The organism is Comamonas badia DSM 17552, assembly GCF_000484635.1.
Classification (GTDB): Bacteria; Pseudomonadota; Gammaproteobacteria; order Burkholderiales; family Burkholderiaceae_C; genus Comamonas_C; species Comamonas_C badia.
In genome coordinates this window covers 50,858-64,014 of sequence record NZ_AXVM01000006.1, presented here as the reverse complement: position 1 = coordinate 64,014, position 13,157 = coordinate 50,858, and the positions used below count along the sequence as shown (strand labels likewise).

Here is a 13,157-nt window from a genome sequence, read left to right as displayed (position 1 = left end):
GCCTTTCCCGCAAAACGCTCAATGCTCAATGCTCAACCATTTCATAGCCCTGCCGCCGCACGCAGCGCTTGTGCTTTATCCGTCCGCTCCCAGGTGAACTCGGGTTCGTCGCGGCCGAAGTGGCCGTAGGCGGCGGTCCTGGCGTAGATCGGGCGCTGCAGATCCAGCATCTGGATGATGCCCTTGGGGCGCAGGTCAAAGTGGTCGTTGACGAGCTGTGCGATTTTCTCGTCCGCGATGACGCCCGTGCCTTCGGTATAGACCGTGACGTTCATCGGGCGCGCGACGCCAATCGCATAGGCCACCTGGATCTGGCACTGGCGCGCCAGGCCCGCGGCGACGATGTTCTTGGCCACGTAGCGGCAGGCGTAGGTGGCGCTGCGGTCCACCTTGGTCGGATCCTTGCCGGAAAACGCCCCGCCGCCATGCGGGCAGGAGCCGCCGTAGGTGTCGACGATGATCTTGCGTCCGGTCAGGCCGCAGTCGCCCTGCGGGCCGCCGACGACGAAGCGCCCGGTGGGGTTGATGAGGTACTTGGTGTTCCTGAGCCATTCCCTGGGCAGCACCGGCTTGATGATCTGCTCGACCACGGCCTCGATGAAACTGGCCTTCATCTTCGTCGGTGTCTCGGATTGATCCGGGCTGTGCTGGGTGGAGAGCACGACGGTGTCGATGCTGTCCACCTTGCCGTCGATGTAGCGCATCGTCACCTGGCTCTTGGCGTCCGGGCGCAAAAAGGGCAGGGCGCCGCTCTTGCGCTGCTGCGCCTGGCGCTCCATCAGGCGGTGGGCGTAATAGATGGGCGCGGGCATCAGCGTATCGGTCTCGTCGCAGGCGTAGCCGAACATCAGGCCCTGGTCGCCGGCGCCGGTGTTCAGGTGGTCGTCGCTCGCCTGGTCCACGCCCTGGGCGATGTCGTTGCTCTGCTTGTCGTAGGCCACCAGCACCGCGCAGCCCTTGTAATCGATGCCGTACTCGGTGTTGTCGTAGCCGATGCGCTTGATGGTGTCGCGCGCGACCTGGATGTAATCGGGCGCCGGTGCGTCCGAGCGCAGGCTGATCTCGCCGGCGAGCACGACCAGCCCGGTGTTGGTCAGGGTCTCGGCGGCGACGCGGCCGCGCGGATCGACCTGCAGGATGGCATCGAGGACGGCGTCGGAGATTTGATCCGCCACCTTGTCGGGATGGCCTTCGGAGACGGATTCGGAAGTGAAGAGAAAGTCGCTCGCCATTTGTGCATAAACTCCATGTATCAAAGCATCTGGGGCGCTGCCCAGGCTTCCGAAGGAGCCATGTGGCGAACGCTTTAGCAGTGGTATTTAACGTCGCCCTGCAAGTTGCTCGGTTAACTCGGCGACGCTTTCATTGTAGTCATGTCCCTCTTCCTGCGCTTCTTGGCTGTGCTGCCGTTGTGGTTGCTCCATCCGCTGGGGGCGGCGATGGGCTGGCTGGCATTTGCCCTCTCGCCCACCTACCGGCGCCGCTTTCTCGCCAATGCCGCCGTTGCGGGCTATGGCTTTGGCGCGGTGCGGGCGGCGGTGGGGCATGCCGGGCGCATGGTGGCGGAAACGCCGCGGCTCTGGCTGTCGCGCCGCCTGCCGCGCTGCGAGGTGCATGGGCAGGATTGCGTGGAACAGGCCTGGGCCGCGGGGCGCGGCATCGTGTTTCTGACGCCGCACATCGGCTGCTTTGAGCTCTCGGTGCAGGAGGGCGCACGCCGCTGGGCGGCCGAGCACGGTGACTTCACCATCCTCTACCGCCCGGCGCGCAAGGCCTGGCTGGCGCCCATCGTGGCGCAGGCGCGCCAGCGGCCCGGCATCCAGGCGGTGCCGACCAACCTGCAGGGCGTGCGCCAGATGATCAAGGCGCTGCGCCAGGGGCGTGCCGTGGGGCTGCTGCCCGACCAGGTGCCGCCGCAGGGCCTGGGCGTCTGGGCGCCGTTCTTCGGCCGCGATGCCTACACGATGACGCTGGCGGCGCGCCTGGTGCAGCAGACCGGCGCCGCCGTGGTGCTCGCGCGCTGCGAGCGCCTGCCCCGGGCGCGGGGCTATGCGCTGCATCTGCAGGGTCTGGCCGGACCGCTTTCTTCCGATCTGCAGGTGGCCGTGGGCCAGATCAACGGCGCGATGGAACTGCTGATCCGCGCCTGCCCGCAGCAGTACCTGTGGGGCTACGGGCGCTACAAGCAGCCGCGCGGCGTGGCGCCGCCCCGGCAGGAGCCCGCCGCATGATGGCGCGCATCGGCATTGCCTTGCTGAATGCGCTCGGGCGCCTGCCGCTGTCCTGGCTGCGCGCGCTCGGGGCCCTGGTGGGCCGCCTGCTGTTCGTGCTGGCGCGGCAAAGGCGCAAGGTGGCGCTGCGCAATCTGGAACTGTGCTTTCCCGAGATGCCTCTGGCGCGGCGCCATGCGCTGGCGCGCGAGACCTTCGAAGTGTTCTGCCAGACCTTTCTCGACCGCGGCTGGCTCTGGAGCGGCCCCGAGGCGCTGGTGCGTTCGCGCCTCCAACTCACCGGCGCGGTGCACGAGCTCGACGGCGAGACGCCGACCATCGTCTTCGCGCCGCATTTCTACGGCATGGACGCCGGCGGCCTGGTGCTGCCGCTGTTGAATACCACGCGCGAGTTCACCTCGATCTTCGCCACCCATCCCAACCCCGTGCTTGATGGCTGGTTCATGGCCGGGCGCCAGCGCTTTGGCAACGTGGCCATGCTCAACCGTGCCGACGGCGTCAGGCCCATCATCCAGTGCCTGCGCAAAGGGGGGTTGCTGTACCTGCTGCCCGACATGGATTACGGGCCGGCGGACTCGGTCTTCGTGCCGTTTTTTGCGGTGCCCGAGGTGGCGACGATTCCCTCGCTTCCGCGCTTTGCCCGTTTGGGACGCGCCAAGGTGATGGCGCTCTACAGCCGCATGACGCCCGAGGGCTACGAGGCCCATCTGACGCCCGCCTGGGAGCATTACCCCACCGATGACCCCGTCGCGGATACGGCGCGCATGAACCGCGAGCTGGAGGCGGCCATCCGCCGGGCGCCAGCGCAGTACTACTGGGTGCACAAGCGCTTCAAGACGCGGCCAGCAGGGCAGGCGTCTTTGTATGGGGAAGGTGAGGGGTGAGGGGTGAGGGGTGAGGGGTGAGGGGTGAGGGGTGAGGGGTGAGGGGTGATCCTCGAATAATCATTACTCAGTAAGCGAAATTAGCTATCATTTTTCGCGCTTCACGCTCCAGCCAAGCGCCCAAGGCGTCGATCACGGCGGCGGGCTGTTCGTGCACCAGCCAGTGCGAGGCGCCCGCCACCGGCTGTACCTGAAGCTGCGGCACCCAGTCGCCCAGGCCATCGAGCAGCGCCGGCTGCAGCGCCACGTCATCGAGCCCCCAGAGCACCCGCGTTGGTACGGTGGTGCGGCCCAATTCGGGCGGCAGCTGCACGGCGGCGGCGCCCAGGTCGCCGGCGCGCGGCGGGCGCAGCGGGCTGGCGCGGTAGTAGTTGCAGGCGCCCGCCAGACCCTGTTGCCACAGCGCGCGGTACTGGGCGCGCAGGCCGTCGGTCAGCCAGGCGGGCGGCTTGCCATCCGGGGTTTGGAAAAAGGCCGACAGGCGGCGGAAATCGTCTTCGGCCAGCAGCGCCTCGGCGTCGGGGCGGCAAAGGAAGTGCATGTACTGGCTGGCGGCCTGCTGCGCCGCGTTGTGCGCCAGTTCGCGCGCAAAGGCGCCGGGATGCGGCGCGTTGATGATCAACAGGCGCTGCAGCAGTTGCGGGTGCAGGCTGGCCAGGTTCCAGGCGATGGCGCCGCCCCAATCGTGGCCGACGAGGCAGGCCAGGGGCGAATCAGCACTCTCGTGGGCGATCAGCGCGGCGATGTCCTGCACCAGGTGCCTGGGGCGGTAGGCGGCGACGTCCGCAGGTCGGCTGGAGGCGCCGTAGCCGCGCAGATAGGGCGCGACGCAGCGGTAGCCGCCGTGCGCCGACTGCGAGAAATGGGCCAGCAGCGCGTCCCAGATGAAGGCACCTTCGGGGAAGCCGTGCAGAAACAGCAGCACCGGGCGGCCGCGCACACCCTGCGCATGGCAGCGCAGGCGGATGCCATGGGGCAGGGCGATGTCTTCCAATGTGGGGTGATTGCTCATGAAATCGGAGCTGCAAGCGCTTGCCAGCAGTGCGGTAGAGCCCTGAAACGCATCAGATTTGCAAAAGAGTGTCGGCGGCCTTCGGTGCGGCAGGCGCCGGGTGGCTCCATTGCCACAGCAGCTGTGCCACTTCCTCCACGCCTTGCCGTTTGAGCGCGGAGAACAGCCGCACCTCGCCGCCGCCGGCGTTGAGCCGCGTGATGGAAAGCGCCTTGGCCTGCTCCGCGCGGGTGAGCTTGTCGGCCTTGGTGAGCAGCACGAGGAATGGCAACCCCGCCTCCACGCGCGGGCGCAGGGCATCGAGCAGCGCTTCATCGAGCTCCGTCAGGCCCAGGCGTGGATCGCACAGCAGCACGAAGGCGCTCAGGCTCTTGCGCTGCACCAGGTAGTTGAGCATCACGCGCTGCCAGCGCAGCTTGTCTTCGCGCGAGACGGCGGCGTAGCCGTAGCCCGGCAGGTCGGCCAGCACGGCATCCGTCACGCCCTGCTTGCCGAGCGCGAACAGGTTGATGTGCTGCGTGCGTCCGGGTTTTTTCGAGGCGAAGGCCAGCTGGCGCTGCTGCGTGAGCGTATTGATGGCGGTGGATTTGCCGGCGTTGGAGCGCCCGACGAAGGCGATTTCCGGTACGTCAACCGCAGGCAGCTGGTGCAGCTGGGCGGCGGTGGTGAAAAAGCGCGCGGTGTGCATCCAGGCGAGCGCCGCCTTGCCTTCGATGCTGGCGTGCGCGGGCGTGGCGGGTGGGGCGGCAGGGATGGAAGGCATGCGGCGGGGCGGTTGGCACAAGCGGGCATTGTAGAATCCAGCGGTTTTTGCGCCCACAACTCCCAGAGTTCCGATATGAAGTTGATAGCCTCCTTGCTGATGTCAGCCGCCTTGGCGGTTACCGCAGTTTCCGCATTGGCGGAGGGCGCGACGGCCAAACCCGATCCTGCCAAGGGCCAGGCCACGTACGGCACGACCTGCGCCGCCTGCCACGGCGCTGATGGCAACTCCATGATTCCCGTCAATCCGACGCTGGCGCAGCAGTTTCCCGAATACCTGGCCAAGCAGTTGCGCGAATTCAAGGATGGCAAGCGCGTGGATGCGGTGATGCAGGGCATGGCCTCCACCCTGGACGAGGAAGCGATCCTGAACGTCGCCGCCTGGCTGGGCACGCAAAAGGCCCGCCAGGGCTTTGCCAAGGACAAGACGCTGCTGGCGACGGGCGAGCGCCTGTACCGCGGCGGCGCGCAGGACCGCGGCATTGCCGCCTGCGCGGGCTGCCACAGCCCCAATGGCGCCGGCGTTCCGGCCCAGTTCCCGCGCCTGTCGGGGCAGCATGCGGAATACACCGCCAAGCAGCTGGCCGATTTCCGCAGCGGCACGCGCGCCAACAGCACCATCATGCACGACGAGGTGAAGTACCTCACCGACCACGAGGTCCAGGCGCTGGCCGATTACATCGCCGGCCTGCGCTGAAAGCGCTGCGGAACCTCGGCGGCTGTTTTGCGATCCATGAAGGCGGGCAGGCCCCAGGGCTGCCCGCCTTTTTTCATGGACGAGCGGAGACCGAGCATGCAGCACGCAGGGCGCAACGGCAAGGATTTCAACCACCCCATTCCCAGCGAGATCACGCCTTCCGAGGTCTATGCGCGCCGGCGCGACTGGTTGCGCATGGCGGGTGCGGCGGCCGGGCTGGCGGCGCTGGCGCCGTGGGCGGCGCAGGGCGCGATGGCCGGAGAATCGGGCGGCACGCTGGCTCCGCTGGCGGCCCCGCTCTCCAAGGTCGATGCGGCGGTCACCATGGAAAAGCCCACGAGCTACCAGGACGCGACCAGCTACAACAATTTTTACGAGTTCGGCACCGACAAATCCGATCCGGCCGAATACGCCCATGCGCTCAGGACGAGCCCGTGGACGGTGGAAATCGGCGGCCTGGTGAACAAGCCGCGCACCTGCGACCTGGACGATCTGCGCAAGCTCGGTGCGCTGGAAGAGCGCATCTATCGCCTGCGCTGCGTCGAAGGCTGGTCCATGGTGATTCCGTGGGTCGGGTATTCGCTCTCCGCGCTGATCCAGCAGGTGCAGCCGCAGGGCAGCGCCAAGTACGTGCAGTTCGAAACCCTGGCGGACAAGGCCACCATGCCCGGTGTGCGCGGCTCCGTGCTGCAGTGGCCCTACACCGAAGGCCTGCGCCTGGACGAGGCCATGCACCCGCTGACTTTGCTCACCCTGGGCATGTATGGCCAGGTGCTGCCCAACCAGAACGGCGCGCCGGTGCGCGTGGTCGTGCCGTGGAAGTACGGCTTCAAGAGCGCCAAGAGCATCGTTCGCATCAATTTCGTCGAAAAAGAGCCGAGCACGGCCTGGAACATTGCCGCGCAGCATGAATACGGCTTTTATTCCAACGTCAACCCGGACGTGCCGCACCCGCGCTGGAGCCAGGCGACGGAGCGGCGCATCGGCGAGGGCGGGCTGTTCGCCAAGCGCCGCAAGACGCTGATCTTCAACGGCTACGGCAACCAGGTCGCCCAGCTCTATGCCGGCATGGACCTGAAGAAATACTACTGATGGCGGCGGGCACCGTACGCGGCCGCTGGCTGCTGCACCCGGCGGTCAAGCCGGCACTCTTCCTGCTGTGCCTGCTGCCGCTGGCATGGCTGGTCTGGGGCGCGGCAACGGATGGGCTGGGAGCCAACCCGGCGGAAAAATTGATCCGCGCCACCGGCGACTGGACGCTGCGCCTGCTGTGCGCCACGCTCGCCATCACCCCCGTTCGCAAGCTGCTGCACGTGCCGGCGCTGGCGCGCTTTCGGCGCATGCTGGGGCTGTTTACCTTCAGCTACGCCCTGCTGCACCTGCTGTGCTATGCCGGGTTCGACATGGGGCTGGAACTGGCGGATATTGCCGCCGATATCGCCAAGCGCCCCTTCATCCTCGTGGGCATGAGCACCTTCGCCGTGCTGCTGGTGCTGGCCATCACCTCGTTTCAGCCGCTGGTGCGCTGGCTGGGTGGGCGGCGCTGGCAGCAGTTGCACCGGCTGGTGTATCTGGCGGCGGGCCTGGCCATCCTGCATTTTTTCTGGATGCGGGCGGGCAAGCGCGACTTTGCCGATGTGCTGCTCTACGGCGGCGTTCTGGCCACGCTGCTGCTGGCGCGGCTGGCATTGCGTTGGCGGGAGGCGCTCCCAAAATCAGCTAAAAAGATAGCTGTCAGCGCTTGATGGATAAACGTTGATGCTGTTTTTGATCAAATTTTTGCAGGCACCAGCCGCTCGCTGCGGAAGATGTCGCTGACCGATTCGCGCTCGCGGATCAGGTGGGCTGCGCTGCCATCCACCAGGATCTCGGCAGGCCGCGCACGGGTGTTGTAGGTGCTGCCCATGGCGCTGCAGTAGGCGCCGGCGGACAGCACGGCGAGCAGATCGCCCGGCTGCACCGCCAGCGTCCGTTCGCGCCCCAGCCAGTCGCCGCTCTCGCAGATCGGACCGACCACGTCGTACACCTGCGTTTCGCCGGCACGCTGCTGCGCCAGCGGCACGATGCCGTGGAAGGCCTCGTACATCATGGGGCGCGGCAGGTCGTTCATCGCCGCGTCAACGATGCAGAAGTTCTTCTGCTCGCCGGGCTTGAGGTACAGCACCTCGGTGAGGCAGACGCCGGCGTTGCCCACGAGCGAGCGGCCCGGTTCGATCATCAGCATGCGATCGCCCTGGCCGCGCGCATCCAGCCTGGCCAGCAGCTGGGCCCAGAGCGCATCGGCGGCGGGCGGCGCATCGCCCTGGTAATCGATGCCCAGGCCGCCGCCGAAATCGATGTGCTCGATCGCGATGCCTGCGGCTTCGATGGCCTGCACCAGATCGAGCACGCGGTCCATCGCATCCAGGTAGGGCGTGGCTTCGGTGATCTGCGAACCGATGTGGCAGTCGATGCCCTTGACGTGCAGCCCCGGCAGGCTGGCCGCGCGCCGGTAGGTGGCGAGCACGCGCTCATGCGCGATGCCGAACTTGTTGCCCTTGAGCCCGGTGGAGATATAGGGGTGTGTCTTGGCGTCCACGTTGGGGTTGACGCGGATGCTCACCGGCGCGCGCAGGCCCAGGGCCTGGGCCACGCTGCTGAGCACTTCCAGCTCGGCTTCGCTCTCGACGTTGAAGCACCCTATGCCGGCCTTGAGCGCCTGCCGCATCTCGCCGCGTGTCTTGCCAACGCCGGAAAACACCACGGTGGAGGGATCGCCGCCGGCCGCCAGCACGCGCTCCAGTTCACCACCGGAAACAATGTCAAACCCGCAGCCCGCCTGCGCGAACAGCTGCAATATCGCGAGCGAAGAATTGGCCTTCATCGCATAGCATATGCGCGCCTTGCGGCCCTTGAAACCGCGCTGGTAGGCAGCCAGCGCATCCAGCATGGCGGCACGCGAATACACGTAGAGCGGTGTGCCGTGCCGGGCCGCGAGATCGGCCAGGCGAACGCCTTCGAGCTGCAGTTGTCCCTGGGCGTAGTGCAGGTGGGGATGTCCGGGCAGGGGGGGGATGTTCATCATGGTTGGGCAGTGGCGGGTGTTGCGGCCTTCTTGCCGTCAGTGGCGTGGTCTGGCGTGGCAGGGGTGGCGGCGGCAGGCGGTGCGGCCGGCGGTGCGGGCAGGCGCAGCGGCCCGCGCTGGCCGCAGGCGCTGAGCAGCAGCGTGCTGGCGGCGAGCGCCATGGCGGGCAGAAAGGCTTTGGTCATGGATCGCGTACGGGTGGTCAGCGGCGGAAAAGGTCCAGGATGCGGTTGCGCTCTTCAGCCGCGGGCGGGGGCGGGGCCTCGTTGCCCATGGGCGCGCTGCCGGCGCTGGCATCCGGCGCCAGGCTGGTGACGCCGGCGCCGCGCGCGTATTCGTCGTAATACCACTCGCCGCCCACGTTGGTCACGCCCGGCGGCACCGCCGGCTGGGTCACGGGCGCGCCCTTGAGGGCGTATTGCATGAAATTGATCCAGATCGGCAGGGCCAGCCCGCCGCCGGTCTCGCGGCTGCCGAGGTTGCGCGGCTGGTCATAGCCCACCCAGGTGATGGCGGTCACCGTGGGCTGAAAGCCGGCAAACCAGGCGTCCTGCGAATCGTTGGTGGTGCCGGTCTTGCCGTACAGGTCGGGCCGCTTGAGCGTCGCCTGGGCGCGCGCCGCCGTGCCCGTGCGAGCCACTTCGTTGAGCAGGCTGTCCATCACGAAGGCATTGCGCGGGCTGATGGCCTGCGGCAGGGTGCCGGCGGCGGGGGGCTGGTACTCTGCCACCACGCGGTCCTTCTGGTCCGTGATGCGCGTGATGAGGTAGGGGCTGACCAGATGGCCGCCGTTGGCGAAGACGGAATACGCAGCCGCCATCTGCAGCGGCGTGACCGAGCCTGCGCCCAGCGCCATCGTCAGGTAGGCCGGGTGTTTGGCCGCGTCAAAGCCGAAATGGGTGGCCCAGGTCTGCGCCGTCTTGGGGCCTATGGCCTGCAGCACCCGGATCGAGACCATGTTCTTGGATTTGGCCAGGCCCGTGCGCAGCGTCATCGGGCCGTCGTACTTGCCGTCGTAGTTCTTCGGTTCCCAGGGCTTGCCGCCGGTCTGCTCGGCGCTGAAGAACAGCGGGGCATCGTCGATCACGGTGGAGGGCGTGAAACCCTTTTCCAGCGCCGCCGAATAGATGAAGGGCTTGAAGCTGGAACCCGGCTGGCGCCAGGCCTGGGTGACGTGGTTGAACTTGTTCTTCTGGAAATCAAAGCCGCCCACCAGCGCCTGGATGGCGCCGCTGCGCGGATCGATGGCGACGAAGGCGCCCTCCACCTCCGGCAGCTGCGTGATCTCCCAGGTCTGCCTGGGCGTCTGCACGATGCGCACCACCGCGCCGCGGCGCAGCTTGATGGCGGGGGGCGCCTTGTCGGCCAGGCCGGACTGCACCGGCTTGAGCCCGTCACCGGTGATCTCCATGGTCTGGCCGTCGGCGCGCGACACCACCACCTTCCTGGCACTGGCCTCCAGCACCACCGCGGCCAGCACCTCGCCGTTGTCGGGATGGCTGGCCAGCGTGTCGTCGATCACGTCTTCAGCGGCCTGCGCCGCCGCCGGCAGGGCCACGAAGGCCTCGGGCCCGCGGTAATGCTGGCGCCGCTCGTAATTCATGATGCCCTGGCGCAGGGCGGCGTAGGCGGCATCCTGTTCGCCCGCGCGCAGCGTGGTGTAAACGTTCAATCCGCGCGTGTAGGCATCGCTGCCGTACTGGGCATACACCAGCTGGCGCGCCATTTCCGCGGCGTACTCCGCATGCACGCGCGTGCTCTCGCCCGGCGTGCGCAGCTTGATCGGCTCCGCCTTGGCCGCCTGGGCCTCGGCGGCGGTGATGAAGCCGTTTTCCAGCATGCGGTCGATGATGTAGAGCTGGCGCGTGCGTGCCCGCTTGGGGTTGCTGATCGGGTTGTACGCCGAGGGCGCCTTGGGCAGGCCCGCGAGCATGGCGGCCTCGCCGATGGTGATGGCCTTGAGCGGCTTGCCGTAATAGGCTTCTGCCGCCGCGGCGAAGCCATAGGCGCGGTTGCCCAGATAGATCTGGTTCATGTAGATCTCGAGGATCTGGTTCTTGGTCAGCAGATGCTCCAGCTTGAAGGTCAGCAGCAGCTCATAGATCTTGCGTGTGTAGGTTTTCTCCGACGATAGATAGACGTTGCGCGCCACCTGCATCGTGATGGTCGACGCGCCCTGGCTCTTGATCCGCCCCAGGTTGGCCAGCGCCGCGCGCAGCACGCCCTTGTAGTCCACGCCGCCATGCTCGAAAAAGCGCGCATCCTCCACGGCCAGCACCGCGTTGGTCATGACGGGCGGGATGTCCTTGATGGGCGTGAGGGTGCGGCGCTCTTCGCCGAACTCTCCCAGCAGCGCGCCTTCGACCGAAAAAATCCGCAGGGGCAGCTTGGGGTGGTAATCGGCCAGATCCGAAATATCCGGCAGATGAGGGTAGGCAATGGCCAGACCGATGCCGATCAGCAGCGCGCCCGCCGCGACGCCGGCAAGGGCCAGCCCGGCGAGCCATGCGAATGCACGGACCAGCCAATGGGTCGCGGAGGGTTTTTTGGCGGGGGGAGTGGAGCGAGCGGATTCCGAAGGCATAAGGGGCTCGTTGGCGCGAACCGGGCATTATAGAAATCACACCCCCAAGCCCGTTTCTGAATGCAAACGGCCCGGAATCCACTGGTGCGCCGGGCTGCATCCGCGTCGGCTTTTGACAACGTTTGGGCGGTGAAAACCGGCTAAATCTCTTTCCTGCAGAACAACTTTGCTGCTAGCATGCAAGTGACGTGTCAACTTTTGTTGCATTGTTTTTAAAACATCCACGGGGGGTCACTTGATTTCATTGGGCTCGTTGTTCAGTCGCCAGCCGGCCCCTTTGCTGGGGATTGACGTGAGCTCGTCCAGTGCCAAATTGGTCGAGCTCAGTCGTGATGCGGCTGGCGCATGGGTGCTGGAGCGGTGTGCCATCGAACCCCTGGAGCAGGGCTGGATCACCGACGGCAACATCGAAAAATTCGACGAGGTGGCCGACGCCGTGAAACGCCTGGTCAAGAAGAGCGGCTCGCGCACCAAGAACGTCGCGCTGGCGCTGCCTACCTCGGCGGTGATTTCCAAGCGCATCACGCTGCCTGCCGACATGACCGATCAGGAAATGGAAGTGCAGGTCGAATCCGAGGCCAATCAATACATCCCGTTTTCGCTCGACGAGGTGAGCCTGGATTTCTGTGTCATCGGCCCGAGCAAGGCGGCGCCGGGCGACGTGGATGTGCTGATCGCCGCGTCACGGCGGGAGCGGGTGCAGGACCGGGAGGGCCTGGCCGAGGCCGCGGGCCTGAAGTCCGTGATCGTCGATGTGGAGTCGCATGCCGCGAGGCTGGCCGCCGGGCGCCTGGTGCAGGAGATGCCGAACAAGGGCCAGGACGCCGTGGTGGCCCTGTTCGAGGTCGGGTCCATGACCACCAGCATGCAGATCATGCGCAACGACGAGGTGCTGTACGAGCGCGACCAGGGCTTTGGCGGCGCGCAGCTGACCCAGCACATCGTGCGCCAGTATGGCTTCTCGCTCGAAGAGGCGGAAGCCAAGAAGCGCAACGATGACCTGCCCGAGGACTACCGCGGCACCGTGCTGCAGCCCTTCGTCGAAGGCATGGCGCAGGACATTGGGCGGGCCTTGCAGTTTTTCTTCACCAGCACCCCCTACAACCGGGTGGACCGCATCCTGATCGCCGGTGGTTCCGCGGCGCTGCAGGGGCTGACCGAGGCGGTGACGGCGGGCACGGGTTTTGCCGCTTCCATCGCCAATCCGTTTGACGGCATGGAAGTCGGCGGCGCGGTGCGCGCCAAGAAGATGGCGCGCGAGGCACCCGCCTACCTGACGGCGTGCGGCCTGGCCATGCGGAGGTTTCTGCAGTGATATTGATCAACCTGCTCCCGCACCGCGAAGCCGCGCGCAAGCGCCGCCGCGAGTCGTTCCAGGCCGTCATGCTGCTGTCGGCCATCGTTGGCCTGCTGATAGCCGGCGGCATCTACCTCTGGTTCCAGAACATGATTCAGAACCAGCAGGAGCGCAACAATTTCATCAAGAGCGAAACCGCCATTCTTGAAAAGCAGATCGCCGAAATTGCCAATATCGAAGAGGAAATCGCGGCCCTGAGCGCGCGCCAGAAAGCCGTCGAGGATTTGCAGGCGGACCGCAATTTGCCGGTGCACATGCTCAATGAACTGGTGCTGCAGCTGCCCGACGGGGTTTATCTCACGAATCTTGCACAGACCAACCAGACCGTCAGCCTGAAGGGAATGGCGCAATCCAACGAACGCGTCTCCGAAATGCTGCGCAACCTGTCGGACAACACGCCGTGGTTCTCCAAGCCGCAGCTGGCGGAAATCGTGGCGGCCAACGTCTCGCTTTCGCCGCGTGACCAGCGGCGCGTGGCGGCGTTCACCCTCAGTTTCAACCTTGCGCGCAGCGCCGAAGCCAAAAAAGCGGCTGAAGAAGCGGCTGCGGCCACCGGGAAGAAATAG

13 protein-coding genes are annotated in these 13,157 nt (G+C 66.6%); 7 read left to right on the top strand and 6 right to left on the bottom strand.

The features are described 5' to 3' along the window. Nucleotides 1-41: 41 nt before the first annotated feature. Nucleotides 42-1,232: a methionine adenosyltransferase gene (metK, locus tag K320_RS0113295; protein WP_024539328.1), complete on the bottom strand. Its 1,191-nt coding sequence runs from the start codon at nt 1,230-1,232 to the stop codon at nt 42-44. A gap of 141 nt (nt 1,233-1,373) precedes the next feature. On the opposite strand from metK, the gene K320_RS0113290 reads away from it, so the two are divergent. Then, on the top strand, nt 1,374-2,231 hold the full coding sequence (locus tag K320_RS0113290; protein WP_024539327.1) for a lysophospholipid acyltransferase family protein: 858 nt from the start codon (nt 1,374-1,376) through the stop codon (nt 2,229-2,231). Next, the gene (locus tag K320_RS0113285) at nt 2,228-3,115 is read left to right on the top strand and encodes a lysophospholipid acyltransferase family protein (protein WP_024539326.1); all 888 of its coding nucleotides are present in this window, start codon (nt 2,228-2,230) and stop codon (nt 3,113-3,115) included. Before K320_RS0113290 ends, K320_RS0113285 begins: the two co-directional genes overlap by 4 nt. 67 nt (nt 3,116-3,182) lie before the next feature. Here K320_RS0113285 and K320_RS0113280 read toward each other — a convergent pair whose 3' ends face one another. Then, nucleotides 3,183-4,127 (bottom strand): alpha/beta fold hydrolase, encoded by a 945-nt coding sequence (locus tag K320_RS0113280; RefSeq protein WP_029696137.1) that lies wholly within the window; start codon nt 4,125-4,127, stop codon nt 3,183-3,185. Between the two features lie 52 nt (nt 4,128-4,179). Next, entirely contained in the window at nt 4,180-4,890 is a 711-nt protein-coding gene (gene yihA, locus K320_RS0113275) for a ribosome biogenesis GTP-binding protein YihA/YsxC (protein ID WP_024539324.1), read from the bottom strand. Nucleotides 4,891-4,965: 75 nt separating this feature from the next. On the opposite strand from yihA, the gene K320_RS0113270 reads away from it, so the two are divergent. From K320_RS0113270 to K320_RS0113255, 3 genes are all read left to right on the top strand, one after another. Beyond that, nucleotides 4,966-5,586: a c-type cytochrome gene (locus tag K320_RS0113270; protein WP_024539323.1), complete on the top strand. Its 621-nt coding sequence runs from the start codon at nt 4,966-4,968 to the stop codon at nt 5,584-5,586. A gap of 96 nt (nt 5,587-5,682) precedes the next feature. Continuing rightward, the gene (gene msrP / locus K320_RS0113260; protein ID WP_024539322.1) at nt 5,683-6,678 is read left to right on the top strand and encodes a protein-methionine-sulfoxide reductase catalytic subunit MsrP; all 996 of its coding nucleotides are present in this window, start codon (nt 5,683-5,685) and stop codon (nt 6,676-6,678) included. Then, nucleotides 6,678-7,331 (top strand): protein-methionine-sulfoxide reductase heme-binding subunit MsrQ, encoded by a 654-nt coding sequence (locus tag K320_RS0113255; RefSeq protein ID WP_024539321.1) that lies wholly within the window; start codon nt 6,678-6,680, stop codon nt 7,329-7,331. Before msrP ends, K320_RS0113255 begins: the two co-directional genes overlap by 1 nt. Before the next feature lie 26 nt (nt 7,332-7,357). Here K320_RS0113255 and lysA read toward each other — a convergent pair whose 3' ends face one another. The 3 genes from lysA to K320_RS0113240 are packed head-to-tail and all read right to left on the bottom strand — an operon-like array spanning nt 7,358 to nt 11,234. Next, nucleotides 7,358-8,647 carry a diaminopimelate decarboxylase gene (lysA, locus tag K320_RS0113250; protein ID WP_024539320.1) on the bottom strand — a complete coding sequence of 430 codons (1,290 nt, stop codon included), beginning with the start codon at nt 8,645-8,647 and terminating at the stop codon, nt 7,358-7,360. Further along, a complete protein-coding gene (gene lptM, locus K320_RS0113245) occupies nt 8,647-8,835 on the bottom strand; it encodes an LPS translocon maturation chaperone LptM (protein WP_024539319.1) in 189 nt (62 codons plus the stop codon). The genes lysA and lptM overlap by 1 nt, the downstream gene beginning before the upstream one ends. A 17-nt stretch (nt 8,836-8,852) precedes the next feature. Next, entirely contained in the window at nt 8,853-11,234 is a 2,382-nt protein-coding gene (locus K320_RS0113240; protein ID WP_029696136.1) for a penicillin-binding protein 1A, read from the bottom strand. 235 nt (nt 11,235-11,469) lie between these two features. Between K320_RS0113240 and K320_RS0113235 the strand changes: the two genes are divergently transcribed. Both K320_RS0113235 and K320_RS0113230 read left to right on the top strand, forming a co-directional pair. Next, on the top strand, nt 11,470-12,549 hold the full coding sequence (locus tag K320_RS0113235) for a pilus assembly protein PilM (protein WP_024539318.1): 1,080 nt from the start codon (nt 11,470-11,472) through the stop codon (nt 12,547-12,549). Next, nucleotides 12,546-13,157 carry a PilN domain-containing protein gene (locus K320_RS0113230; RefSeq protein ID WP_024539317.1) on the top strand — a complete coding sequence of 204 codons (612 nt, stop codon included), beginning with the start codon at nt 12,546-12,548 and terminating at the stop codon, nt 13,155-13,157. The genes K320_RS0113235 and K320_RS0113230 overlap by 4 nt, the downstream gene beginning before the upstream one ends.

Excerpts from the sequence above, each read along its gene's own strand:
- K320_RS0113240 (WP_029696136.1), bottom strand. The coding sequence starts at position 11,234 with ATGCCTTCGGAATCCGCTCGCTCCACTCCCCCCGCCAAAAAACCCTCC.
- yihA (WP_024539324.1), bottom strand. The coding sequence starts at position 4,890 with ATGCCTTCCATCCCTGCCGCCCCACCCGCCACGCCCGCGCACGCCAGC.
- metK (WP_024539328.1), bottom strand. The coding sequence starts at position 1,232 with ATGGCGAGCGACTTTCTCTTCACTTCCGAATCCGTCTCCGAAGGCCAT.
- lptM (WP_024539319.1), bottom strand. The coding sequence starts at position 8,835 with ATGACCAAAGCCTTTCTGCCCGCCATGGCGCTCGCCGCCAGCACGCTG.
- lysA (WP_024539320.1), bottom strand. The coding sequence starts at position 8,647 with ATGAACATCCCCCCCCTGCCCGGACATCCCCACCTGCACTACGCCCAG.
- K320_RS0113270 (WP_024539323.1), top strand. The coding sequence starts at position 4,966 with ATGAAGTTGATAGCCTCCTTGCTGATGTCAGCCGCCTTGGCGGTTACC.
- K320_RS0113285 (WP_024539326.1), top strand. The coding sequence starts at position 2,228 with ATGATGGCGCGCATCGGCATTGCCTTGCTGAATGCGCTCGGGCGCCTG.
- msrP (WP_024539322.1), top strand. The coding sequence starts at position 5,683 with ATGCAGCACGCAGGGCGCAACGGCAAGGATTTCAACCACCCCATTCCC.
- K320_RS0113290 (WP_024539327.1), top strand. The coding sequence starts at position 1,374 with ATGTCCCTCTTCCTGCGCTTCTTGGCTGTGCTGCCGTTGTGGTTGCTC.
- K320_RS0113280 (WP_029696137.1), bottom strand. The coding sequence starts at position 4,127 with ATGAGCAATCACCCCACATTGGAAGACATCGCCCTGCCCCATGGCATC.
- K320_RS0113255 (WP_024539321.1), top strand. The coding sequence starts at position 6,678 with ATGGCGGCGGGCACCGTACGCGGCCGCTGGCTGCTGCACCCGGCGGTC.